This window comes from Vreelandella titanicae, from assembly GCF_014697095.1.
In the GTDB taxonomy this organism is placed as follows: Bacteria; Pseudomonadota; Gammaproteobacteria; order Pseudomonadales; family Halomonadaceae; genus Vreelandella; species Vreelandella titanicae.
On the sequence record NZ_CP059082.1, the window covers coordinates 5,248,942 to 5,272,835 of the forward strand.

Here is a 23,894-nt window from a genome sequence, read left to right on the forward strand (position 1 = left end):
CGCTTTTCTATGCCGCTGCTTTAGTGGCCCTTTTACCCCTCGAAACTTCCACCATATTCTCTCGGGACAAGATCAGCCTCTTCGTCGCCCGTCCTGATAAGGTTGACGATCATTTGCGCGACCAATGACAGTGGGTGAGCTATCGAAGTTGCCCCAACCTCTTGCTCCTGTGCGGTGCTCAGGCCTGACGAGAGGGACAGCCAACAGAGTTCAATGATCCGGCCATAGCAGCGCTCTGAGCCGTTAGAAAGCTCCACCGGAAACACCCGGCGTAAACCTTACTCGACATGCGCCTTCTTAACAGGAAGTAGGTGCACCACGCCCACCACTACCGAGCCCACCAAAAAGCCAATCACCGCAGAGCACAGTGTATTGAAGCTCCAGCCCAGCGTGCCGCCCAGGGCACCGGTTGCCTCGCTAATGCCAAGCTCAATATGGTGTACCCACTCATAGGGAGCGTTGAACCAACCCGTACCATCGGCACCTAGATTGGCCATCAGTATATGCCCACCCACCCAGAGCATGGCGACAGTACCCACGACCGAGATGGTCGCTAGCACCTTAGGCATGGCTGTCACCAGGCCACGGCCCAGTGTCTGCACGCCCGAACTATCCCGCTGGGCGAGCCTCAGGCCGATATCATCCATCCTGACCAACAGCGCCACTACTCCATACACCAGAAGTGTGATGACAAACGCGACCACCACCAGGCTAACCATCTGCGACCAGAACCCTTGATGGGACACTGTTGAAAGCGCGATCACCATGATTTCGGCGGACAGAATCAGGTCGGTACGAATAGCGCCACCCACGATCTGTTTCTCGGCCTCCGGTCCCTTTTCTACCGCTGGTTTGTCGTCGTCATGCTGACCAGAGAGCTTGTGCCAGACCTTCTCAGCGCCCTCAAAGGCCAAGTAGGTGCCGCCCACCATCAGGATGATCGGCAATAGCGCGGGCAAAAAGTGATTCAGCAGCAGCGCCACCGGCAGGATAAAAATCAGCTTGTTGCGAATCGACCCCAGCGCGATCTTCTTCACAATCGCCAGTTCCCGCTCCGCTGTTACCCCCTGCAAATATTGCGGCGTCACCGCCGTATCATCCACCACCACCCCGGCCGCCTTCGCCGTCGCACGCCCTGCGGCGGCACTCACATCATCCAATGATGCTGCGGACAGCTTCGCCAATGCGGCAATGTCATCCAATAATCCTATCAAGCCGCCTATGGCCATGGGTGCTTCCTCCGTGAATAACAGGTGCAGATAGTAGAGCACAAAGCGGCTTGGGCGGATCGCCTCTTTTGCTTCAAGATTCCGACTTGCGCACCTTACCCCAGCAGTACTTTCAGCTCATGACGTTGTTCAGCATGTTTGGCCGCGTTTTCGTTTTTCAGTTTTTCCAGATTGATAAGCTTCCAGCGTACGGCAGGCAGATCCGCCGCCCGAGGGCGATCAATAGCATCAAAATCGGGCATACCGTCATGCAGGCTCATTAGGAATTGCTTGGTGTTCTCATCGAAGCGGGAATGAATATCTGCAATCAATCGTTTACGGGTGTCGAAGAGCTCTTGGAGACTGACAGAAGCTCTGGTCATTCCCTCAAATTTTTGGTGGCCATCGCGTTGTTGATCTCGGAAAGGCTATCGTTTCGATCTTTCACCGGCAGGTAGGTCAGGTCGATATCGACTGACAAACGCGGGAGATCACGATAGAACAGGTTTATCGCCGTGCCGCCCTTCAGCGCGAATACATCTTCCTTAGCGACATGCGGGAGAATACGCACAAGAAGTGCGACCTGTGCTTCATAGGTTTCACGTGCCATCGTTGGTCTCCGTCCTTACAAACGCTTCAGGCGCCATAATCCGATAGCGCGGACGTATCTTGCCCCTTTTACCAGTGCACGGTCGCCGCTGCCGAGATTGAACTCTGCTGGGTCGAAGCGCTTGCGCCAGGGGGGATCGAGGCGATCGACAAAGACAAAGAATAGCCGCTTTACCTTGATCTACTTACAACTCTGCAGCAGAGCTGCCAGTAGTTTAGGGCGCAGCGTTGTCAGGCTCTCAAATAGCATATCGAGATTGTGAAAACTCTCATGGTCGGGCAGCTCGTCCATAGCTTCCATAATTGCCCTTTCGAGTGCCGACCTCTTGAGCGTCCAGTCCCATGGCAGCGTGTCTTCGGCGTTGATTAACTAAAGAATCTTCCATAAGGCTCTTTAATATCGTCAAATTTTGTGTACTTTTAGTTCACAAAGCACCTATCTTTTAAAGACCCACGGGGAGGCGATTTACCAGCTTAATATCCGCGCCTGCTTGTAACCGAGATACAAACTAATTCCGGGCTCTAAGGCAAATCCGCCTCCTGCAACAGCTAGCTTTTATCGGTTTTCGGGCATCAAATACCAACGAGACGGCAGCAAGACAAAACAAAAAGTGCCACCTACTTTGAATGTATGAATCTTCTGGAGATTGGCAATGGAACAACTAACAGGTGGCTGTCTCTGCGGTAAGATCCGAATCTTGGCCAATGGCGAGCCGCTTCGGGTAGGTATTTGCCACTGTATGGATTGTCGCAAGCATCATGGGGCGCTTTTCTATGCGGCTGCTGATTATCCCAAGCAAGCTGTCATTATCGAAGGCGAACCGCACAGTTATCAGGGGCGCTACTTCTGTTCCGCATGCGGTTCGTCGGTTTTTTCGGTAAGCGAGGAAGAAATCGAAATACACCTTGGTACCCTTGATTCACCCAATCAACTTAAACCGACGTATGAGCTTTGGGGCATTCGCCGCGAACATTGGCTACCGCCATTTCAAAACGTGGAGCGATACGAACGAGATCGGGAAGATTGAGCGGGTTCAAGGGCTGCCGCTTAGGTCAGAAGGTAATCGATCAGCGCTTACCTTCAGTGCGCAGCTTAACCACATCCTCTAGCACCAAGCCTGTCGCTTCAGCAATCTGCTCGTCACTCAGCACTCCCAGCTTGAGCAGATTACGGGCCGTTTTCTCAATGCCCAGCTTTTCGCCTTCCTGGCGTTCTTGCTGAGCCCAGTTTTCCAAATTTTCTGCCAACATGTCTTTATCCTCCAACAAACTGTTGAGCTGTTGGCTACGCGGTCAGCAACTCCATTTCCTCGCGGCTACGAACCGGATGGCGGATCGCCTCTTTGGCTATATTCACTTCTAATGCTACTTTCGCAATATCCAGCACGCCAACATCAATTTGGTAACCCCCTCGGGTCATCAACCAGTCAAGCACCTCCGCCAGGTGCCAGATTGAGGCACTGCCTTCGTGAACCGGCATAGGAAACGTCGCTCGGTGGGTGAGCATCAACTTTCGCATTGCCTGTCGGGATACGCCCACAACGTCTGCTACATCCGTCAGGCCAACAAGATCCGGCGAAGCCTCGATCAGCCGCGCGGAAGGGATTGCTTTTTTTACGTCAACCAGGGCAGTGCGAACCGCTTCCGCGGCGCTGCCCGCTTCACGAGAGAATTCCAGCGCCAAGCGGCCCGGCTGCCCCACGCCCACCAGAGCATCATCGCAACCGGCAGTGCCCAAACGCCCCACCAGCGCATCTAGGTCGGAATCACTATCAGCCAGTTGGTATTTCAGCGTAAAAACATATTCCATTCTTCAATCCTCCGGCTCCGCTTCGTCTCGACGCTTGTGGGTCGAGCACTTGTCCACCACTCTCCGAATTGCCCGGGCGTGGCTGCCGGGATTTTTCGGTGTACTCCACACGCTCGCGATACAAAACTCACCGCAGCGGCATTCATCATCATTATAGGGACAGTAAATCTTGCCCCAGGCGTGACTACCGCCGACTTCAACTCGCCAGCCCTCCGCTTCCGCATGTTTGAGGGCAGTTTCGATCTCTTTTTTCGGATGTGATGGACGAGTCATTATTTGCCTCTGAGTATGAAGCCCCCTTCAATGGTTGTCAATTGACAACCATTGAAGCAGCAATTCATATGCTTGCCGACGTTCATCTAAATAGATAGACCCAAGTGTCTCTTTTAACTCCCTAATAAAAATTTAAAAAAGAATATCAGTATGTGCAACACTTAACCTGACGCTGGGGGCTTTCATGGCATGGGGAATGTCTGCCATCCTCAGCAGCCAAATACAGAAAGGACAGTCACTTGGACTACCCTTTCGTTTGATGTGTGAAGCGGGAATAAGTAAATGAAAGCAAGTCAGCGCTGACCTTCAGTGCGCAGCTTAGCCACTTCACCTAGCGCCAAGCCTGTCGCTTCAGCAATCTGCTCTTCACCCAACACCTCACGCAGCCAACCCAATAACGCTTCGCTGCCTGGGCGTTGGGGTGCGCCCTGGCGTGTGTATAGGGCGATGGCATCGTGCTGGGGCAAGCTCTCTGTCACCGGGCGGATCAGTTCGCCATTTTCAATTAAGCGTTGCGTTGTGCGCCGCCATCCCAAGGCAATACCATGCCCCGCGACAGCCGCTTGCAGTAGCAGTGGATAGCTGTCGAACACAGCACTCTCCGCTGATGAGAGTTCAAAGTGCCCCATGGCACGCAACCAGTCATCCCACTCCAGCCAATCCGCCGGCTCAGCGTGATGATGCAGTAGCCGCTGGTTCAGCAAAGCGTTGAGACTCAACGGCGTAGTGACCCCTTTCAGGTAAGCAGGGCTGCAGACCGGAAATATCTCGTCCTCGGCGGTAAACACCAATCGATGGCTCCCGCTGGGCCGTCCGTTGGTTTGCAGCGCAATGTCGAAGCTGCCACTAAATTCGGTAATCGGCCGTGTCGAGGTCGCCAGTTGAATCTCAATTTCGGGATAGCGACGATTAAAGTCAGCCAGCTGAGGCATCAGCCAATAGAACGCTTCGCATAACTGGCAGAACAATACGACGCACTTATCATCGGGGTCGCCGCGCAGCGCCTGAGCCCCTGTGGCGATACTTTCCAGCGCCTGGGAGACCGTACGGCCAAACTCTCGCCCCTCACGGGTAAGAAACACACTGCGATTACGGCGCTCGAAAAGTATCACGCCAAGGTCTTCCTCCAGCGCACGGATCTGTCGGCTGATAGCCGCCTGGGTCAGGTGGAGCTCATCGGCCGCGCGCGAAAAGCTTTCAAGCCTGGCGGCTGCCTCAAAGGGGCGCAGCGTCGCCAGCGGTGGAAGAGACTTGATGAAGTTATCCATAATCTGAGCTCATGCATTGTGACGCAGAAGTCGTTTGAAGCACTGCTAGAGGCAGCGGCATTCTAGAGCGAAATTCATCTCTGGAACGCTGCAATGAAGGTCACCGCTGAACCACAAGATAATATCCTACAGGGCATAAGCCTTATCGTGGGGGCTGTCTTTCTGCTGGCGTTGACCGACGCCCTGGTTAAGTATCTAAGTGCCAGTATGTCGCTATGGCAACTCTATGTCATCGCCTCAACACTATCGCTGCCGGTACTCTTTGGATTGATCATTGGCCATTCAGGCCCCCGTCCCAAGGTAAAATCACGCCGCTGGGTGGCAATAAGAAGCCTGCTTCTGTTGCTGATGTGGATAGCCTACTACGCAGCACTACCGCTGATTCCGCTCTCGGTGGCAGCGGTCGCCATTTACACCACACCGCTGTTTATTGCCGTGCTGGCTGCTTTTGGGGCGGGCGAGCATCTTTCACGCCAGGCCTGGCTAGGCATTCTCTGCGGTTTTCTGGGCGTGGTGGTGGTGTTGCGCCCTGGCGGCGACACTTTCACTCCTGCCACACTGCTACCCGTGCTTGCCGCCCTCTTTTATGCGCTAGCCATGCTGGTCACTCGCCACCACTGCCAAAAAGAGCACCCCTTAGTTCTCACCCTGGGTTTGAATCTAGCCTTCCTGGCAGCAGGCAGTCTCTTCAGCTTGCTGGTGGCAATCAACAACACAGCAACAATCGCCGAACGCGCGCCATTCCTGTTCGCCGGTTGGCAACCGCTAGACGCCAAAGCGTTATTGATCGTGAGCGCCTACGCCCTACTGCTGATCATTGTGAATACCGGGGTGGCAAGGGCTTATCAAATTGCCCCATCGGCGTTGATCGGCACCTTTGATTACGCCTACCTCATCTTTGCCAGCCTTTGGGGCTACCTGCTATTCAGCGAAGTGCCCGATGCCATGACTTGGCTGGGTATGGGCATGATCTTAATGGCGGGAGTGATGGTGTTACGGCAACGGCGGAGCCGGAGCTAATCGATATTCCTGCTTACTTCTTCGCAACGTGCACCTATTAGGCATGCGCCTTTTTGATAGGAATGAAGTGCAGCACCCCCACCACCACCCCGGCTGCCTTCGCCGTCGCACGCCCAGCGGCGGCACTCACATCGTCCAATGATGTTGCGGTCAACTTCGCCAATGCGGCAATGTCATCCAGTAATCCTATCAAGCCGCCTATGGCCACGGATACTTCCTCCGTGAATAACAGATGCAAATAGTAAAGCATACTGCTGCTTGGGCGGGTCGCCTCTTTTGCCGCAAGTGCAGTGTTGTTTCAGTTTCCCTCTCAATTAACTGTCACCCGCTGAGTATGCTCAAAAGCGGCATCAGGTGGAGGATTGTATTGAGCCTGAGGGAAGCACATATTAAATACTCGCCAAGCTCTCATCCTGATGGCTTTCAAGGTTTTACCGCTAGCACCTTTCCAAGCCAGCCGGCCATTGGCGCTGCCGCCTACCAATATGCCAGTTGCTGTTGTGGGGGATAAAAAAAGAAAGTCCTGAGTGAATACCAGTTTTCCACCTAGCATCGAGAGCACGCCTCACTCGTTGAGCAGTTGGGGCTGTTCGCTCATGTAGTCGTGTATAGAGTGCCTCTCCAGCGCGGGCCAGGGATTCTCTTAATACTTCAAAGCCATCGGCAACCTCTCAGCCGCCGGTGCCTTCAGTTCCTGCTCGTTTAGGTTAAAAATTAAATGCGTTTACCACTGCCTAACTCTACCCCATCCAACAACAGGCGGCGCAACTACGCATTCCGCGTATCGATCCATCAAGGCGATAAACAAGCGATTGGCCATAATACTGCTGCACTGGCGTAACAACGCTGGCACGAGATTTGGTCTCAGTGCTGCCAAGTACGCTCACAACACTTAAGCACATGATTATAAACAAATAAACACGCAAAAAAAATATTACAATTGCCTGGTTTTAAATGTCTTTAAGCATAAGAAATTTATGTAAAGGCACTTAGCATATCAAAGCACCGCACTGTCACTTCTGACAGGTTACGTATAGAAGTTAATAAATTATCCTCAAATCAAGCATTCGGATATACAGATAAAGCCAGCTTCAGGCCAGGAGGCAATATGGAAACTGATAACACGACAGTGATATCAATGACCCACAAGGCTAATCCGCAAGCTGTTTACATCAATAAAATTGAATCAACAACAACGTCAAGCATTTCTGCCTTGATATCTCCCCTGAACGACCAAGAACATTTTTCAGAAATATGTAGCAGCAAAAAATACATCAACCCCATGTATCTTATTGAGTGTGCGAGACAATTAGAAACACTTGCTTCGCACAAGATATTAAAAATAAATAGCAATACACGATTCATATTAAAGTCATGGCGACTAGAGCTTTATCAAGAAAATCCCCAAAACCATACCCTTATTGCAAGCTTAAGGATATTAGACACACATCTCTCACATACAAAAAAATTTATTGTAAATTTTAGATCTGGCGAAAGAACAATAGGTAAGGTTAGCATCATTGTATGTCACATAAGCGCCAGAGCGTATGAAACAATAAGAGGGGAAAATATTTCAAAATCAGTTAAATATGGTGGATTTGAATTGCACACAGCATGTGGCCTGCCTCAGGTGGAACCATACGAAGTAGGATGTAAATATCCAAAAGACGTTTGCATCAGAAATATAAGAAAAACAGGTCACACAAGAGCTGCAAATATAGTAATACCATCCCAAAACCGCATACTCAATGACCACAAACAGGATCATATAACTGGATATAACCTTACGGAGTCAGCTAAACAATTCTGTTTCTATTGCACTATCAAAGAATCAAAGAAAAAAATAGAAAATCTTTACATCAACAGAATTTTTGCAAAATTTTACAAATATGCAGAAAACAACCAAGAACTACTAGTCAGACTGATTCGGAAAGACTCTAGCAATGATACAACACGCTGCATTATAGAGATATTACAAGAAGGCATAAGGCTATCCCTTTTCTTTATCTATATCAATGAGGTTGAATGCAATGAATGAGATAAAATCAATTTTGATCAATATGTTTGAAATGGAAGAAGACTCCATTTCACAAAATAAAACTTTGGAGGAACTAGGTTTAGATTCCATTTCTATCGTGGAGTTACAGTCAGGGCTAGAAGCAACTCTAGGACTTCCAAGCGAGTCGTTATCTTTGATGCCAGAAATGACATTAGAGGATATTGAAGATTCTATAGAGAGGCTAAAAAATGACAAATAATGTTGTGGTAACGGGAATGGGAGTATTGTGCTCTGCAGGGGCAACTGTTAGTCAGTTTTGGGATAATATTGTCCAAAAGAAAGTCTTGACGCAATATGATCATAGATTAGAGAACGCACCAGTTAAATATTCCTGCCCCTTAAGTAATTGGAATCCAAAACCCAGATTTAAACAAGCAGCCTTTACACGGGTCGACCCATTTATACAGTACGCTGTTTATGCTGCCCAAGAGGCCTTAGACGATGCGAATATTCAACCAGGCTATAATTTTCCTTCAAATAGGATTGGAATTATCGTCGGAAATTCACTTGCTGGAATCAGCACATTAGAGAAGATTATTAACAATGAAGCAGAAGTAGGCCCGGCAAGTGTTAGCGCATCATACATTCTGTCAACAATGACAAACATGGCAAGCGCTAACATCTCTGTTCACTTAGGTATCACTGGCCCTTCATATTTTTTAAGCACAGCGTGTGCCTCAGGCGCGGATGCGATAGGTCGTGGTAAAAGAATGATAGAAAGCGGCGAATGCGACACTGTAATCGTAGGAGGATCGGAGGCACCCATTACAAAGAACGTAGTGACTGCATTCGCCAAGCTGGGAGCTCTTTCTCGCAATAACATAGGAGAAGGAAGTATAAGACCATTTGACAAAGAAAGGAATGGCTTTGTTATATCTGAAGGAGCTGGATTCCTTGTTTTAGAACACGAAAGCCAAGCTCAGAAAAGAAAAGCAAATATACATGCAAGATTACTCGGTTATGGCTCCTCATCTGATGCTTATCACATGACCACACCTACACCAAGCGGTAAAGGTCTTACACAAGCAGTAGAAAAAGCACTTTCCGACGCAAATATAGAGCCAATTGAGATTGGATATATTAATGCTCATGGAACCGCTACCAGTCTGAATGACCGTTTAGAAAATACAGTATATGGAGACATATTTGGATTAACAACTCCGGTTACCTCCACAAAAGGTGTAACGGGACATCCCCTCGCCGCTTCAGGCGCAATTGAAGCCATAGCATCGATACAATCACTGAAGACAAATACGATTCCTGGTACGGCCGGCCTCAACATCATTGACGATGATATAAAGATAAATGTGAATAGAGAGACTACAAAGTCTCTCAACTCATTATCCGTAATGAGTTCATCAATTGGTTTTGGTGGACAAAATTCAGTACTTATATTTGAAAAATAGGAGTTAATCATGCTTAACAACATAAAATATGTTGCGATTGATACAGACGGCGTATTATTAAACGACACATACAGTCCTGTTATAAAGGAATTTGTAGAAAAATATGGGGTAGAATATACCTCTTCGATCGAACGTTCTGTCTGGGGTTCTCCCCAGATCACTGCTGGGCACAACCTTTCATTAGCGTGCAAGTTACCCCACCCAGGTGAAAAGGTGATTGGTGAATTCTTCAAGCTTCGCGAAGAGTATTTGAGGACACACCCAGTCGAAGTTATGCCCAATATTGAAGGCCCTCTCAATATGTTTAATCGACTTGGAATAAAAGTCATATCTTATGGTGGAAGGAATCGAGAATATAGTTTTGATCGGTTTCTTTCAAAATATAAAAATCTCTTCGACCCAGAAACCCCCTATATTGATATTAATGCTAAACGACCTGGCATGTTGCAAATTATCGAAGAGGTTCTTTGTTGCAATCCAAGCGAAGTTATTTTCATTGATGACATTAATCGTGTTGCTGAGACTTGTAAATCTATTGGTTCTGGATTTATCGGTGTACCTGCATCAATGAATCATAACTTTCAACTTAAGGAGATGCAAAGCACTGGCGTCAAGCATATGGTCAAAAATTTTTCAGATATAGATGAAGATCATATCTTTTCAATCGATAAAATGTTAACTGGAGGTACACTTTGGTCATAACAAAAGACAGGTTAATTATTATTGTAATTCCCATTATCTGTGGCCTCACGGCCGCAAATATGTATTACATTCAGCCTTTATTTTTAATGATATCTAAATCCGTAGAAATAACCTATGTACAAAGCACCAACCTATTCACAGCACAACTGATAGGAAATGTTCTATCATTAATCTTCTTTATTCCTGTTGCTGATGTAATAGATAGAAGAAAAATCATTGGTGCCCTCTATATTTGTCTATGCACAGGCTTGTTTTTGGTCTACTTCTCGACTAATTTCAACATACTCCTTGGAGGATATGCGCTCATAGGAGTGGGCGCATCTTCTGTTCCTTTGATAATTGCTTTTTATAACAAAGAGAAAAAACACGAGAATATCATTGGATATATTATGGGAGGTGTTCTTCTTGGAATTATTGGATCTAGATTCGCATCAGGAATTTTATCAAATCTCTTAGGTTGGCGTGGCATTTATATAGTTTCTTTTTTTCTTATGCTTTTGGGGGCAAGCTTTGTCCTTAAAAACATGAAGCCCAATAGTGAAAATAAAGAAAAGAATATTGGTTACTTGAATGTCATACGCAGCAATATTATGGCAACTTTAGAAGATAGAAGTGTCCGACTATATTGTTTCTATGGCTTTGCAACGATGTTTTCATTTACAGCCTTCTGGACTAATATTGCAACTTACCTCGACCAGTCACTCGACTTCTCTACAACAGAAATCGCCTTATTCTCTCTTCTGGGTGTATTAGGAGCACTTGTTGCCATTTACGCGCCTGTTATCACTGGATCGATATTCAAGACAAGCCTCCGACTTTTCATGACTGGAATTGCACTATTGGCATGCGCGATAGCACTACCAAACAGTTTAATTTGGCTAGGAGGATTCACTGCACTGTTTGATGCATTAATCCAGCTCATTCATGTATCAAACCAAAAGAAATTATATTCTAGAAGCAAGGGAAAGGAGGCACAAGCAGCTAGTAACTATATGACATTTTTCATGTTGGGCGGTGCCGTAGGTGGATTCACCTCGTCGATTGTATACACAACTAGCGGTTGGAATGGCGTTTTGACAATGTGCTTAGGGCTATTTCTGCTGATGGTAATTATTGAAAGGAAAAAGTATGCCGAATATTAAACATAGCTGACTTATAAGGTAGGCTTAAAAAGGTGGATGGTAACCTCTTTATAATCGATACATTTCTGCAAAAACATAATTTCAAGCAGCCATCCAATATGGGTGCAAGCAACCGTGCTTCTACAAAGCTAAGCTATTCAACGATCCTGTCGAACAACCCCGACGAGATCTACCTGAAGTAACAAACAGTAGAGTTAAGCACACTCGATGGTCTACCGCTTCCGGCATCTGCCGCGTCGGCGTGCGGCTTGATGCCGGTATTACCGAAGATATGACGATTTAGGCACTCGATGGCCGCAATATCACTCACCTCGCGTTCTGGAATTTAGAATGTAGCTAGGTTTCCTTGAAAAATACATAGGTTACCGGTATATTAATTTATGTTAGGCTTAGATTAAAAGATATAGTCGATACCATTAAACCAGCTAAGATATCTATGGTGAAACCTCATGGTAGATAGTTGCAGCAGGCTAGGCCTCATGCTCAAGTCGTATTTAATGAATTTTGGGGAGGATCGATACTCGCTATTAACTATCCGAAACGGGATGGACATTGATTTAGAAACAAGCCTTCCAGAAGAGTGGAAGACTGAATTTATAAATAGGAAAATGTATATTAAAAGCGACATAGTTAAAGAAGCAAAGCATCATATAACGCCTTTCAAATGGTCACCAGAAGAGTACTACGACTCAGACATCACCTATCTGACAAAAACATATAACATATCTCTCGGAATCTCTTTCTCTATAAACACCTGGAACTCCAAGACTATTTTAACTATCTATACTAACAACTCCGAATCTCAATTCAATAAAAATTTTGATGATATGGCGAAGCTGCATTTATACAACCTTTTAAGTATTTTTGAGAATAACCAAGAAACACCTGACTATAAAGAGCTGACTCCACGAGAACTAGAAGTCGCCAACCTTCTTAAGTTTGGAAAAACATACAACGAAATCAGCATTATACTGGACTTATCTGAGCGAACAGTTAGATTCCATACCAATAATATAGTTGAAAAGATGAATGTCTATACCGTTAAGCACGCATTGTTTAAGGCCACATCGATGGGGCTGATATAAGGGGAATGCTCCAAGAATGGAGAACACTTAATGGGGATGCTTGCAGACCTCAGCAAGACTTTGAGCAATTATTAGTGTAGCGTTTATCCCAAGTGCTCATCTAAGTCCCTCGGTACCGTGATCTGATAAATCGGGTGCAAACGTCTGTACACCGGGCGCCAGAACTCGCTTACCACTGCCGAGTTGCAACGGCGCAGTGACGCTGTCACGAGCTTTGGACTCAGTGTTGTCAACCTCTTGTCTGCATAAGCGTAATAGCTGAGTAGACGCGCTGACATCGTACAAATCCAATATAGCGCTACGATCTAGTACAATCGCACAGAGCAACGCTAAACGAATACTATAGTTTGTAGCCCTATAGTGCACAATCGACTGTCATCTTAGTTTTGGAGGGAAGACCATTGGTGGCAGAAAAGTACTCATTGGCGAAGGCATTGAAGACAGTCAGAAAGGCGCGCGGCTTAAGCCAGAAAGACTTCTCCGACATGTCCAGCCGTATCTATCTGAGCACCCTGGAACGTGACCTGAAAAGCCCGACCCTCAGCAAGTTGGCCGAGTTGTGCAAGGTGATGGAGGTGCATCCGCTCACGTTGCTGACGCTGGCTTAAAGTGATGGCAATGAGAAGCAGGTCGAAGAGTTGCTGGCGCAGGTGCGCCAGGAATTAAAAGAGATTACTGGAGATTAACCTGAGTAACTATAAGAACTCCACCAAATGGAATGATCAAGCAATGGGCCTGCTCAGGTCGATCGCCAGCAATCGTTGCAGCGATTTTTCTGGTACAGGAGTAATTTTTTACAGCGACCTGTCGAAACTGCCCCACTTGCAGCTGACCACTGGATGTGAGGAGCCGAACGTAACCAAGCTCGGTGACCATGACATTGCATCTGCGCTGGTTTCGGTCTCGACGATGTGCGGTCCTTTCCATGATGGCTTTCATTTCATCAATATGAGCTCATGGCAGATGACCCACGTATCGCAGTTCATCTCCCCCCCTATTCCACACGATGCTGCGCAACGATGTCATGGCACCGGCGCTCGATTAATGGCCGCTATGTTGGCCTCACTTCTCCCCGGTATTATTTTTGTCGGCCTTGTGTCGCAGGGAGGCCAAGTCCACTTATTTTGTGATGGCGTAGATATCGCAGGAGAGAATTAAGAGATGGCAAACGTTGCCTTGTCTACCGAGGAGTTCAAGAAGGCACTACTCTTCGTGTCCCTCACGACCATCGCTATTGTTGGACTTGTTGGATCAGTGCGTCACGTCGGGTTCGGGGACAATGGAATTCATGCTCTAATGCTAGGACTTGGATCTGGTGTTAGCTGGGCTATTGCGGTTTCTATCTGGGCCTTTCGACGTCCATGGACAACGAAGTGGCTCGCGCGTTGGACCGGCCGCCCTATCATCCACGGGGTCTGGTTCGGCCATCTTCGTACCAACTATGGTGCAAATAATGACAGAGACTCAAAAGCCATTCCCATTGCATTCGTAATCAAACAAACTTACCTAGGATACTCCCTCCTCTCGTACACGGAGCATCAGGACAGTCAGACTTTGATAGAATCGTTGTCTGTTGATGATCGACATAATACGATCCATCTGCGATACATTTATGAGTTCTATATCAGGAAGCCCGACGAGCGCAAACTAACTACCGGCGCGGCAGAGCTAAAGTTGATTGAGGACGGAGAACGACTGTTCGGACACTATCTAACCAACTCTCCCACACAAGGATTCGCAGATCTCATCTTAGTTCAAAGGGAGTGCCGCGGCATAGACACTTTTGGTGCAGTGCAGAAACTTTACCAGGAGAAGTTTCCAACGTAAGCCTTGCCAAGCACTAATTATCGTATAATGCAGTAAAAAAGGGGCCGCCCCCACTGACTCAGACGAGGCCACGCTCGGCAAACAGGCCCTCATGGGCCGGAGGCGTCAGAGATCAAAGCCAGATGGCCGTGATTCGGTACGAGCGGGGTGCAGACCGACGGCAGAACGCCGGAATAGCATTAGCCTGATTGGTCGCTACTCCAAAGGAGTAAACACCGAGCCGCATTCTGAACTCGACACTAATTCAATATATAGAGACTTTCGCCCAACGATGACAGCAAGCATTGGTCGCTTGTCCCGCCGCTTCACTGATAAGCGGTTCCATTCCGATCTGTCCAGACAAGAAGGATAAGGGTGGTCTTGCGGATGGGTGTGCCATTCGCCTAAGTAGCGGACAGTTCCCTGACTAGCAGTCCATTGAGACGAGGCGATAGCTTCGTGACCAAATGGCATTCGTTCGAACAGGCAGCGAAACCGTCTGTCCCATGCAGTGGGCGCCGTTGCTTGCTCAATGAGCATATGGGCTCCATGAACCGAGCCAAGCAGAATCCCTCCTGCTTCGCAGTCGGTATCACAGACCTGAACATGCTGACAGAATATATCTAGCGTAGGCTCCGAAAAATGCAGCAGTATCCCCTTATCATCAGCTTTCCAAGAACTCATGAACTGCATAGGGGGCACTCCCAATCCCGCAGTGGATCGCAGTCGGGTGTGGCAAGCTGCTGGGAGCTATCGATCAACCTAGTCCGTAACGCGGGGGAATAGACTCCGTTGACCCAGTCCAGTGCCATTTCAGCGCCCAGACTTGCCGCATGCACCGACACCGATGCGGGGAATGGCACATACAAGCCCTCGCATCCATGCCCCTCCAGAATGGAAGAAAGAGGATCAACGGTGGAACGTAGTTCCTCCCTTCCATTACTATGCCATAGACATCGGTAGCACGCGCCGGAGGCGTTCATTCTTAGGAGCGCACGAACAGCGGTTCCCGGCCCCTCGATCCAGACCGAAAGCATGGGCGTCGGTGACGGATAGCGGCCGCACAGCCAATGTCCGAGGGCTTCCTCCCCGGTGGCATCTATAAGCAGATCCAGCTCTCCCAATTGAGCCTGCCTGACATCCACGGGCAGAGCACGAATCTCGGCACCTGGGGCCAAACGCTTGAGTTCTTTCGCCATGGCCTCAGCTTTGTTCAACAGTAAGTCCGGAAACCCCAGGCGATGACGCCCAATGTTTTGCGGGAGAAGGTAATCGAAATCCACCAACGTAAGTTTGCCGCCGCATGTCCCCGCACCGGCCTTTACCAGCATGTCTGACAGATAGCCGCCGATCGTGCCGCATCCAATGATGACGACGTTCTTCCCTGCAAGGGTCTTTGAATTCGGTATGTTCCGTTGGGCAAGATATCGATCGTCAATTCTGACAACTGAGATGGGCATCACCTTCAACCCATAGCTCGAATCCCGGCCACCCGAGAGCTTGCTCTTTTGGTCAGGACGTTGGCGGTCATAGAGAACCACAAAACCATACGTCATCAATGGTGACTCGATAACGATCAGAGCGCCGCCAGCCTTCTTCCTTTTCCCCTCTTTGATACGCTTGTGAATCTTGCGCCGACATCTAGAGTCAAGGGTACTTTGCCAGGCCAGGATATCCCCAACTGTTTCAGGAGGCCAATGACTGGTCAGAGGGCGAGGTTGAGCATCAGTTCTTATCCGATACGTCAGAACCGAGTCATCAGTAATTTGATAACCGAGCGACTTTATCTTCTCAGTTGTGCGATTTTCGTTGTCGGTGATGAACCACAAAGAAGTCTCATTGGCTTGCGCTACTATACAATGCTGTTGCCCTAGGTTTTCTCCCTGAATGTCCACAAGACAAGGCCAGCCACCCCAATACGCAAAGAACTCTTCAGTGAGATCATCGATCATTTCTCCCATCAAGATTTGCCTAAACACGACGGATGCTCGCTGCAGGCATGCCAGTGACTGCCCGACAGGGTCGTGGATGTTTAGGATGACAGTGCCCTTGTCGAGATAACAAAGCTCACCACCTGGGCCAAGATGAGGAACAGTTGCGGGAAGCTCTGGGGGAATTTCCAGAAGTCGGATGCGAGGCAAATCGATGAACGTGGGATCGAGCTGAACTTCACACCGATAGCCCTTATCGATTTGGGTTAGAGCCAAATTCCCGTGCAACCTGAACCAACCGTCAGCCGTTTTGCCAACGAACTCGAAGCTTCGTTGCTTGAAGGCCTCAATTACGTCTGCGACCGTTACGGTATTGTTCATCCTGCTTTTGTTCGTCCAACAAGTTCGCTCGGCCCGGCGGAGGCGGGAGCTGCGGCAATAGTTGCAGCAACGGATACCACCTTGACCCGATTCGGCTCATTCGGAAAACGCGGGCCGAATTCACCACGCATCCAGATGCAGGCCTGTGAAGGGCTGCCAGCGTCGGTGGCACCTCGAAGCATCTTCTCAAATTCTTCGAATGCCTTAGCCGCATCTTCAACACCCGCTTGTCCAAGTCGCTCAGTGAGAGATTCGGACTCTTCCACAGGATTATTCACTCCCCCACGCAATCGGGCTGGCAGAGCCGACACAACATCCAATAGAGCTAGGTCTTCACGCCTATCGCGTTTCTCAAAGAGTGGGGCTGCGGCTGCCATCAGCAGGATTGAGGCAGGGCCTCCGCTGGGCCACCTCCAATCTCGGAAAGCTTTCAGGTAGCGAACCACACGCCGAAACTGCTCACCCTTTGCAGCCACTTCTGCCAAGAACCACTCCTTCACTGGCCTAGGGTCGGAAGACATCCAGTCGCATTCACGATGAGCAAGCAACACCTTGTCAGCGGGAAGCGCTGTCCAGATGTCCTGCTCCGCCATGTTTACAGCTTCTGATATCGAATCGAAGCCACGCTGTTCCATCGACGCCTTTAGAACCGCAAACTCTTCGTCTGGGATGGCATACAGAGGAATATCAATATGGGCATACTCAGCGATAATAATGCGGATGCACGTTGGCTTATCGGTGACAAGCGACCACCGCTTTTCCTCGACCAACGGCTTTAGTGCTTCTTCCACAGCGGCAAAGAATACCGTCGCAGCAGTACTGGGACGCTTCGTCTGTGAAACGAAGCTCATTGGCAGATAGCAGCCATCATCTACATCCGCTTGCTGAGGGCGTTGTGCCGGAGAGTTCAGCGTCTTGTATGCCCACGACCCCTGGGTGAAAAAGCGCGGCTGGGGAACGTCATCAGTGTAGCCGCTAGCCCTCAGTACGCGAGGAACGCCGGTACGTAGACAGCTCCTGACATCATTGCGTGCACAGGCGATCTGCGCGCGTTGCTCAGGAGTCAGATCCAACTCGTCGTGCATGCAGGTTTCGTCATCAAGGGTGGTGAAGAAGAGCGGGCTTAGGTTCAGCATGTGGCCTCCGGAGCATTCTTGTTGGGGCCGTGATAGAAAATGGGAGCGCCGGCCTTGTGCGCACGAAACGGTTGGAAAAGAGGATCGCCGAGCGCACGCTGCGCCGCATGGTTGCCACGATCCTTGAGCGTATTCGTGGCGCCAATGGAAACCCGATCCAGCGCCTTGACGTCCTTGCTTTGATCTGGCGTCGCCTTGTCGTCGATCTGAAAGTAGTTGTTGCCCAACGCCTGCCGTAGCATGTAGTCCACGGATGATTCCTGAGCGGAAATTACCAAATCGAAGAGCCCACCTCGCCACTTGCCGAATCCGCGGTCGAGGCTGGCTCCACCACGAACGGTCGCACCAATGGTCATCGTGCCGATGGCAAGAACTCGAATCAGCGCATTTTGATTCGGCGCCAAGAAAGTCTTGACTTCGTGTAACCCAAATAGGCCCGGAGCATTGCCTACCAGCCCCCCATCTGCGAAGACACCACGATCGTTGCGCGCCAGCGGAAAGTAGACGGGCGCGGCGGCTGTCGCCACCGCCACATCAACGACTCTCATGCGATAATCCAACTCAAAAGACGGATGGTGAGGCGTCTTGAAGAACTGCCCAGCACCTGTTGAGTAGTTAACTGCTGGTACGAGAACTCGATGCTTCAGGTCGCCGATCATGGTCTCTTTAAAGCGCTCAGTCAGAACTTCCCGCAACCCCGCTGAGCTATGCTTGGCAGTCAGCCAAAATCCCAGAAGGCGCCGTGGAAGGCTACGGCAACCAAAGATTCGACTGCCTTCGTTTTCAAATAGTGCTTTGAGTTCATAGGCCGGAATTTCCGCAGCTAAGCCCAAAGCCAGCATCCCTCCCGCCGATGTGCCGCAAATTAGATCAAAGTGCGAAGCGATAGGACGGCCCAGCGTGGACTCGAGTTCAGAAAGAACCGTAGCCGTGTAAAGGCCTCGATAACCGCCTCCTGATAAGGCGAGCACATGGTAGGTGGGGATGTCAGTCATGGCGTCTTCACCCCCTTGGCGGAAAGGAATCGTTTCCGTGGCTATCCTTGTCACGAATACGACCATCCGGACGATGGATGACAAGTTCAGACTTCTGGCTGCGTGCAATATCTCGCCCTGAGTCTATTGCTTGCTGCTGTGTGACGTGCACAGAGGTCGCCCGCTGGTTGCCAGCACCCTTGACTGCCCAGCCATTTTGATGAGGAACAATGTGCTGATTTTTCCCGGCCATGATAATTCTCCTAGAATGTAATCCCAGCCACTAGCTAGGTTGTCAATGGCTGCCCGCTGTAGCACAATACGTTGCCCATACAGACAACAGGCAAGCCAAACCAATTCAACCGTAGGTAAGCATTAAGCCTAGCTCTGTTGTCTGGCTAGACAACAATGTATCAGGACAGATGCGTCGGTGCAACTCCCCCCGCAATATCGCCTTTGGACTCGGCTGGATGTGGGGTGAGTGCAACAGAGAGCTATTGCCTTTTCACGCAACCGCTAGGATCAAAACTCATGCCGCAAACAGGCTTGGGCGTCGCCATCAAGACGCTACGTGAACGCAGAACACTTTCACTACGTGAAATTGCCCAACTGTCATCAGTGGATCATGCATATGTCCACCGACTCGAAACGGGTGAAAAAACGAATCCCTCCTTAGACTTAGTTGAAAAGCTATTGAAAGTTCTCAAGCCGCCGGAAAGGGACGCTGAACTAGTAACTTGGTTGGTTGGCCATGCAGACACTGACCCGAACCTGGTTAAATTTGTGCTACAAGATTCTTCTGTCAGTATCGACGTATTTACAGCTGCAGCTGGAGTTAGGCATCGGGGTAATGCCAGGCCTGATCCCGCAACATTGATTGCCCGAATTAAAAGGGCCTTCGAGGATGACGACGAGGACGATTGAGTATGGACGAGGCAGATGTCAGGCAGAGAGCTCGCTCGTTTGTTGCGAAAGTCGATATTTCCAACATTCGAAAGGATCTTTCCTCCTACGTGACCGCAGCTAATGCTAAGATCAAGAAAGATGAGCTTGGTGAAGGGGAATCCGGCTACACCATTACGAAGCCAAACGGGAAGCACATAATCACGGTGAACTCCCTGGAAACTGATGAGCGCCAGCGATTCACCATCTGTCATGAAATTGCTCATATCGTGCTCGGTCTGGAGTCGAGCCACGAGGAAATCCCGTCCTGGTCATATGCTAAACGACACCCTAACGAAATTGCCTGTGACACATTCGCCGCTGAACTCCTGATGCCCTATCGACAGTGGCTTTCTGCCGTTCCCAAGACAGAGCCTTCTCTAGAGCTTATTCAGCACATGGCTGATTTATTTGGCACTTCGTTCCCAGCTACTGCGTCAAGGTTTGCTAGCCTCAGCGATTTACCATGCGCTTTCGTTACTATGGAGCTCGGCGCAATACGGTATGCAGCACGCTCTACGCCTTTGAGGCAAGCCGGGGCTTGGATCTCTCCTCGGTCGGGGATCCCGGCTGGCTCGGTGGCTCATCGAATAAGATCCTTCGGGAAAAATCAAACTGATATGGGAGAAATTTCACAGGACGTTTGGTTCGAAAATTGGGAAAAGGGTCTTGATCTTTGCGAACTTTCAAGGCACTACGCTCTCACTGACACCACTATATCGCTGCTATGGTTTGACAGCGATGACATGCCAGAAATTGAGGTGAGCCGTTTCGGCGAACGAGTCGAGGACGATGGTGGTTTACCGGAACTTACAGGTGAACTGCCATGGCCTGGGCGAAGCAGGCGTCGCTAGCTAAACTGCCAACAGGCAGTAGCGCATAACTTTGGTAGCCTCACCAAGATATACCGAACCAGAACATGCCCCCTACTTTACTGGCCGAAACCTCATCTGAACCGGATGATTCACCTGGCTCAAGGATGGCTTTGTCATGATTGTGCTCTGATTGCTTGGGCAGATTTGTCTGGGACTGTGTGGCCAGCACGGCGCAGCGCAAGCTATCACAGGGCCATGCACGGCCGTGGCAGCAAGCATCGTTTAGGCACGCAAGTCCGAGGCAACATGCAGAGATATCCGTACGATTCGCCATCTTTAGTGACCGCCTGGATAATGGGACATAGAAAATACATGGTGAGGCTATGCTTTAGCTCTAGTTTTTTCTATTTTACTTTAATTAATTTTTTGGGAAATTCATGATGACCATGCTGTCTGACGAATCATTACGCAATACACTAGAGCCTGCGGTGACTGTGAGGAATGCCTTTAAGAAAGCTTCCAGCTGGAAGGTGGTTTATGCAGCCTGGGCTACATCGAAACAACAAGACCGCTGGTATTTCATAGGCCTTTCAGCAATCTTTTTAGCATTGGGATTTGGTTGTATATGGTTGGACAACAATTGGCTTTTTATATTGGCGCTAGTTTTCGGAATCATGGGGATTTTGATTTTCCGTTTTCGAATCATTGATCATCATCCCCTTAGACATACATACGGACAGTTAGATCGCCATTTCGGGCTTAACCATCGCTTTCGACGATATCTAATATTTCGGAATTATTTGCAAAGCGAAGGCATAGATTCAGATACGATAAATAGGGTTCGGAGAATTTTGGTTGCCGAGTCAAAACTACATGAAAGTCGCCGTCCAAAATTAGATTTTTTAGCCGGCGCCGCTGTTTCTATAGTCGCAGGTTTATCAGTGGCCATGAGCACCCAGGAATATTTAATGGAATCCGGTTGGTCCTTAATCATTCTGGTTTTTTTCATTGTTGGCTTATATTTTTATTTGCTATGGAAGAGTGTATTTCCCGGACACCGACATACTGAACGGGAATTAGAATGTTTTTTGACCTGGCATGAAGAAGAATATGCCTGTTCAAAGCAAAGTTAATCGTCAGCTTGCGATATGAGACCGCCGAGCATTGGCCAAATTTCATGATTTCAAGTCCACGGTATAAAAATCTCGCGCAGCAGCTCCAATCTATTGTGTAAAAATGCCTTCAGTATGCAATTGTGGCGGTTCTTATTCACTTAAACCAATGATAAAGTAAACTTTACATAGTTGATTGAAGCTGATGTTTACCAGATCCCTAGCTATCAGAATGCGCGTTTATTTCAGACAGCGGCTACTTCGACCGACACCTTGGACACACTGTAGAGCTCCACCGTCCCGCCGATCGCCTGATCGGGGTCAAACAGCGCGAGATTGATACCGTCGCTGACTGAACTACGATAGAGCACGCCGTCGAAACCGATCTTCTTGATGAACTCACAAAGATACTGGCTCGGAATATAGTCGATTGCGGCCCCCGACGGCTGAACAGGTCGAGTCAACTCTTCACCTAGACGTTCGAGGAACGGCAAGTCGGCGCGCAGCTGACTAATCTCACTCGACTCGGAGAGTATGAAGGGAGAAACGAGTTTGCGCGGATTGCGCAAGTCCACAACTTTAATATCGGGAATTGTGAAATCAGCAACGCATGCAAGCTCGCCGGTATGAGGCCTTATCTCAGCCACAGCGGTTTCAGGAATTGATCCCAGATAAAGATAGGGAATGCCCGCAGGATTGGCCCGGCCATGTGATGAGCGTCGCTCCGGCGGTGCCCCCATCTTCTCAATTGGGAAGACCTGGTCCTCGGCAAGGATGCGCGCGCGATACCATTGCCGAGGTAATTGCGACGCCAACAGCATGCCAAACAACTGTTCGAGACGGTCTAAATCAATGGCGACATCAAGGAACCAGCGATTAGCATACATCATTTCGTCGCGCAACTTATCCCACTGTGCGAGACCCTCACTAATATAGCTTGGAGACGGTGCAAAGCTTTTTCGGACGATCTCACCGTCATCGAGAATCTCACCGAGCAATTCCTTAGCGTGAGCGGTGTCCATACGCTGGTGACTGAAGAGCTGCCAATCATCCTTCATCCATTCGACCAGCGACTTACCGTCCTCACTCGGCTCATAGACATTAACTAGAAGCTCGAAATAATTGGCGAGCTTGCCCGGCTCGACGAGCTGGGTATCAGCGGTCCCGCAAAAATCACATGCTCCGTAACTGGGATCGAGCGACGGGAAGAGCTGATCGCGCAAGCTGCGATCATCGAAACACTCAGGGCAACAGAGTCGTTGTACCATGAGGCTTAGCCAAGATAGTCGGCAAGTGTCTCGATGTGATGCTTCATCGAGAGCTTTTTAATGTAGCCGAGGCCTGGAAAATGGCCTTTAGCATGAAGGGTGCGAAACTCCTTGATCGCCTCGGTTTCAAGAATGTGGGAATTGTCACTATCCAGTTTCGCGATCAGTTTCTCCAGCGCCTGAGCGAACTTGCCAGCAGGGTCGGTTGGAGTGTCGTTAGTATCAGAGACAAAGTGGTAGATATACATGACATCGTCTTTGTCAGGATCAATGAAAGTCAAGTGGATCGCGACAGCATAAGCCGGGCCACCGCTCTCACTGTAGACGTCGCCAGCGATAAGAAAATCGCCAAATCCCGCCATGCGGAGTTCATCATAGGTGACATGAAGATCGGAGAACTCCTCTACAGGAAGATAATCGGCGTTACGCTGCCGTTTGAAGCCGTCGCGTACGAGAATGCGTTTGCCCTGGTCGAAGTGCTTCCGGTAGAGCATTTTTGCATGATCTTCGATGAAGACGTTGTCGAGGCCTGCCGTGTTTTTCTTAAGCGCAGCCGCCAGCTCCTTGGGAGCAGTGAAGCCCGCGTGGACTAGAACAGGTTGATGATCAGCATGTTGGTCATAGCAGGCTATTACTTCATCTGCATTCATATCATTACGCAATAAAATGCCGGCTGAGATATTGTCAGCGTCGCTAAAATACTCTTGGAGTAGACCAGTAATGCTCGCCCCGTCTTCCTTGTGGTCACCGTGATAAGGGTTCACGACAACAATAGCGCGCCCACCTGCCTCGCACACAGCACTCAATGTTTTCTTAAGGCTACCAAGTGACTCCCGCACAGGCTCAATCACAGGCACGAAGTTCTTTTCGGCAAGCAGCTTTGACGTCTCGCGGATAGTGATTAGCTCGAACTGTTTTCCGCGGAAATAGGGATGGTACATATGTCG

General features: G+C 49.2%; 30 protein-coding genes and 1 pseudogene. 14 read left to right on the plus strand and 17 right to left on the minus strand.

What is annotated here, in order from left to right:
* Positions 1–278: 278 nt before the first annotated feature.
* From HZS52_RS24100 to HZS52_RS24110, 4 genes and pseudogenes are all read right to left on the minus strand, one after another.
* Positions 279–1,229, minus strand: coding sequence for a DUF808 domain-containing protein (locus HZS52_RS24100; RefSeq protein ID WP_022519887.1), 951 nt, complete (start codon positions 1,227–1,229; stop codon positions 279–281).
* Between the two features lie 95 nt (positions 1,230–1,324).
* Positions 1,325–1,591, minus strand: coding sequence for a hypothetical protein (locus tag HZS52_RS24795; protein WP_022519888.1), 267 nt, complete (start codon positions 1,589–1,591; stop codon positions 1,325–1,327).
* Positions 1,588–1,818 (minus strand): nucleotidyl transferase AbiEii/AbiGii toxin family protein, encoded by a 231-nt coding sequence (locus HZS52_RS24800; protein WP_022519889.1) that lies wholly within the window; start codon positions 1,816–1,818, stop codon positions 1,588–1,590. Before HZS52_RS24800 ends, HZS52_RS24795 begins: the two co-directional genes overlap by 4 nt.
* A 15-nt stretch (positions 1,819–1,833) precedes the next feature.
* Positions 1,834–2,118, minus strand: a pseudogene (locus HZS52_RS24110) (type IV toxin-antitoxin system AbiEi family antitoxin domain-containing protein).
* A 352-nt stretch (positions 2,119–2,470) separates the two neighbouring features.
* Here HZS52_RS24110 and HZS52_RS24115 point away from each other — a divergent pair.
* Positions 2,471–2,845, plus strand: coding sequence for a GFA family protein (locus HZS52_RS24115; RefSeq protein ID WP_039858811.1), 375 nt, complete (start codon positions 2,471–2,473; stop codon positions 2,843–2,845).
* Between the two features lie 40 nt (positions 2,846–2,885).
* On the opposite strand, the gene HZS52_RS24120 is transcribed toward HZS52_RS24115, so the two are convergent.
* From HZS52_RS24120 to HZS52_RS24135, 4 genes are all read right to left on the minus strand, one after another.
* Positions 2,886–3,068 (minus strand): hypothetical protein, encoded by a 183-nt coding sequence (locus HZS52_RS24120; RefSeq protein WP_039858808.1) that lies wholly within the window; start codon positions 3,066–3,068, stop codon positions 2,886–2,888.
* A 34-nt stretch (positions 3,069–3,102) separates the two neighbouring features.
* Positions 3,103–3,627: a helix-turn-helix transcriptional regulator gene (locus HZS52_RS24125; protein ID WP_190373908.1), complete on the minus strand. Its 525-nt coding sequence runs from the start codon at positions 3,625–3,627 to the stop codon at positions 3,103–3,105.
* A gap of 3 nt (positions 3,628–3,630) precedes the next feature.
* Positions 3,631–3,900 carry a hypothetical protein gene (locus tag HZS52_RS24130; RefSeq protein WP_081742660.1) on the minus strand — a complete coding sequence of 90 codons (270 nt, stop codon included), beginning with the start codon at positions 3,898–3,900 and terminating at the stop codon, positions 3,631–3,633.
* A 293-nt stretch (positions 3,901–4,193) separates the two neighbouring features.
* Entirely contained in the window at positions 4,194–5,168 is a 975-nt protein-coding gene (locus HZS52_RS24135) for a LysR substrate-binding domain-containing protein (protein ID WP_190373909.1), read from the minus strand.
* Positions 5,169–5,261: 93 nt separating this feature from the next.
* Here HZS52_RS24135 and HZS52_RS24140 point away from each other — a divergent pair, with 93 nt between their 5' ends.
* Positions 5,262–6,188 (plus strand): DMT family transporter, encoded by a 927-nt coding sequence (locus HZS52_RS24140; protein ID WP_190373910.1) that lies wholly within the window; start codon positions 5,262–5,264, stop codon positions 6,186–6,188.
* 37 nt (positions 6,189–6,225) lie between these two features.
* On the opposite strand, the gene HZS52_RS24145 is transcribed toward HZS52_RS24140, so the two are convergent.
* Together HZS52_RS24145 and HZS52_RS24805 are read right to left on the minus strand one after the other, a co-directional pair.
* Positions 6,226–6,396 carry a DUF808 family protein gene (locus tag HZS52_RS24145; protein WP_190373911.1) on the minus strand — a complete coding sequence of 57 codons (171 nt, stop codon included), beginning with the start codon at positions 6,394–6,396 and terminating at the stop codon, positions 6,226–6,228.
* A gap of 102 nt (positions 6,397–6,498) precedes the next feature.
* Complete coding sequence (locus tag HZS52_RS24805; protein ID WP_223828154.1) at positions 6,499–6,741, minus strand: DUF4357 domain-containing protein; 243 nt, start codon at positions 6,739–6,741, stop codon at positions 6,499–6,501.
* Between the two features lie 555 nt (positions 6,742–7,296).
* Here HZS52_RS24805 and HZS52_RS24155 point away from each other — a divergent pair.
* The 9 genes from HZS52_RS24155 to HZS52_RS24195 all read left to right on the plus strand — a co-directional run bounded on the left by HZS52_RS24155 (position 7,297) and on the right by HZS52_RS24195 (position 14,409).
* On the plus strand, positions 7,297–8,226 hold the full coding sequence (locus tag HZS52_RS24155) for an AfsA-related hotdog domain-containing protein (RefSeq protein ID WP_190373913.1): 930 nt from the start codon (positions 7,297–7,299) through the stop codon (positions 8,224–8,226).
* Positions 8,219–8,446: an acyl carrier protein gene (locus tag HZS52_RS24160; RefSeq protein WP_190373914.1), complete on the plus strand. Its 228-nt coding sequence runs from the start codon at positions 8,219–8,221 to the stop codon at positions 8,444–8,446. The genes HZS52_RS24155 and HZS52_RS24160 overlap by 8 nt, the downstream gene beginning before the upstream one ends.
* Positions 8,436–9,653, plus strand: coding sequence for a beta-ketoacyl-[acyl-carrier-protein] synthase family protein (locus HZS52_RS24165; RefSeq protein WP_190373915.1), 1,218 nt, complete (start codon positions 8,436–8,438; stop codon positions 9,651–9,653). Before HZS52_RS24160 ends, HZS52_RS24165 begins: the two co-directional genes overlap by 11 nt.
* A gap of 9 nt (positions 9,654–9,662) precedes the next feature.
* A complete protein-coding gene (locus tag HZS52_RS24170) occupies positions 9,663–10,355 on the plus strand; it encodes an HAD family hydrolase (protein WP_190373916.1) in 693 nt (230 codons plus the stop codon).
* Positions 10,346–11,497, plus strand: a complete 1,152-nt coding sequence (locus HZS52_RS24175; RefSeq protein WP_190373917.1) for an MFS transporter — start codon at positions 10,346–10,348, stop codon at positions 11,495–11,497. Before HZS52_RS24170 ends, HZS52_RS24175 begins: the two co-directional genes overlap by 10 nt.
* Positions 11,498–11,976: 479 nt before the next feature.
* Positions 11,977–12,582 (plus strand): LuxR C-terminal-related transcriptional regulator, encoded by a 606-nt coding sequence (locus HZS52_RS24180; RefSeq protein WP_190373918.1) that lies wholly within the window; start codon positions 11,977–11,979, stop codon positions 12,580–12,582.
* A gap of 404 nt (positions 12,583–12,986) precedes the next feature.
* The gene (locus HZS52_RS24185) at positions 12,987–13,190 is read left to right on the plus strand and encodes a helix-turn-helix domain-containing protein (RefSeq protein ID WP_190373919.1); all 204 of its coding nucleotides are present in this window, start codon (positions 12,987–12,989) and stop codon (positions 13,188–13,190) included.
* 121 nt (positions 13,191–13,311) lie between these two features.
* Positions 13,312–13,740 carry a hypothetical protein gene (locus HZS52_RS24190; RefSeq protein ID WP_190373920.1) on the plus strand — a complete coding sequence of 143 codons (429 nt, stop codon included), beginning with the start codon at positions 13,312–13,314 and terminating at the stop codon, positions 13,738–13,740.
* A 3-nt stretch (positions 13,741–13,743) separates the two neighbouring features.
* On the plus strand, positions 13,744–14,409 hold the full coding sequence (locus HZS52_RS24195) for a hypothetical protein (RefSeq protein WP_190373921.1): 666 nt from the start codon (positions 13,744–13,746) through the stop codon (positions 14,407–14,409).
* 195 nt (positions 14,410–14,604) lie between these two features.
* Here the strand turns inward: HZS52_RS24195 and HZS52_RS24200 are convergent, their stop codons facing one another.
* From HZS52_RS24200 to HZS52_RS24220, 5 genes are read right to left on the minus strand one after another with little or no spacing between them, the layout of a single operon-like run.
* Entirely contained in the window at positions 14,605–15,081 is a 477-nt protein-coding gene (locus HZS52_RS24200; protein WP_190373922.1) for a Mov34/MPN/PAD-1 family protein, read from the minus strand.
* The gene (locus tag HZS52_RS24205; RefSeq protein ID WP_190373923.1) at positions 15,069–16,700 is read right to left on the minus strand and encodes a ThiF family adenylyltransferase; all 1,632 of its coding nucleotides are present in this window, start codon (positions 16,698–16,700) and stop codon (positions 15,069–15,071) included. The genes HZS52_RS24200 and HZS52_RS24205 overlap by 13 nt, the downstream gene beginning before the upstream one ends.
* A complete protein-coding gene (locus tag HZS52_RS24210; RefSeq protein ID WP_190373924.1) occupies positions 16,697–17,836 on the minus strand; it encodes a CBASS cGAMP synthase in 1,140 nt (379 codons plus the stop codon). The genes HZS52_RS24205 and HZS52_RS24210 overlap by 4 nt, the downstream gene beginning before the upstream one ends.
* Entirely contained in the window at positions 17,830–18,831 is a 1,002-nt protein-coding gene (locus HZS52_RS24215; protein WP_190373925.1) for a CBASS cGAMP-activated phospholipase, read from the minus strand. The genes HZS52_RS24210 and HZS52_RS24215 overlap by 7 nt, the downstream gene beginning before the upstream one ends.
* A gap of 7 nt (positions 18,832–18,838) precedes the next feature.
* A complete protein-coding gene (locus HZS52_RS24220; protein WP_190373926.1) occupies positions 18,839–19,063 on the minus strand; it encodes a DUF2188 domain-containing protein in 225 nt (74 codons plus the stop codon).
* A gap of 278 nt (positions 19,064–19,341) precedes the next feature.
* On the opposite strand from HZS52_RS24220, the gene HZS52_RS24225 reads away from it, so the two are divergent.
* From HZS52_RS24225 to HZS52_RS24235, 3 genes are all read left to right on the plus strand, one after another.
* On the plus strand, positions 19,342–19,734 hold the full coding sequence (locus tag HZS52_RS24225; RefSeq protein WP_190373927.1) for a helix-turn-helix domain-containing protein: 393 nt from the start codon (positions 19,342–19,344) through the stop codon (positions 19,732–19,734).
* Positions 19,735–19,736: 2 nt separating this feature from the next.
* The gene (locus HZS52_RS24230; RefSeq protein WP_190373928.1) at positions 19,737–20,606 is read left to right on the plus strand and encodes an ImmA/IrrE family metallo-endopeptidase; all 870 of its coding nucleotides are present in this window, start codon (positions 19,737–19,739) and stop codon (positions 20,604–20,606) included.
* A 398-nt stretch (positions 20,607–21,004) separates the two neighbouring features.
* Positions 21,005–21,700 (plus strand): hypothetical protein, encoded by a 696-nt coding sequence (locus tag HZS52_RS24235; protein WP_190373929.1) that lies wholly within the window; start codon positions 21,005–21,007, stop codon positions 21,698–21,700.
* Positions 21,701–21,924: 224 nt separating this feature from the next.
* On the opposite strand, the gene HZS52_RS24240 is transcribed toward HZS52_RS24235, so the two are convergent.
* Both HZS52_RS24240 and HZS52_RS24245 read right to left on the minus strand, forming a co-directional pair.
* Positions 21,925–22,902, minus strand: coding sequence for an RES family NAD+ phosphorylase (locus tag HZS52_RS24240; protein WP_223828022.1), 978 nt, complete (start codon positions 22,900–22,902; stop codon positions 21,925–21,927).
* A 50-nt stretch (positions 22,903–22,952) separates the two neighbouring features.
* Positions 22,953–23,888: a sce7725 family protein gene (locus HZS52_RS24245; RefSeq protein WP_190373931.1), complete on the minus strand. Its 936-nt coding sequence runs from the start codon at positions 23,886–23,888 to the stop codon at positions 22,953–22,955.
* Positions 23,889–23,894 lie beyond the last annotated feature (6 nt).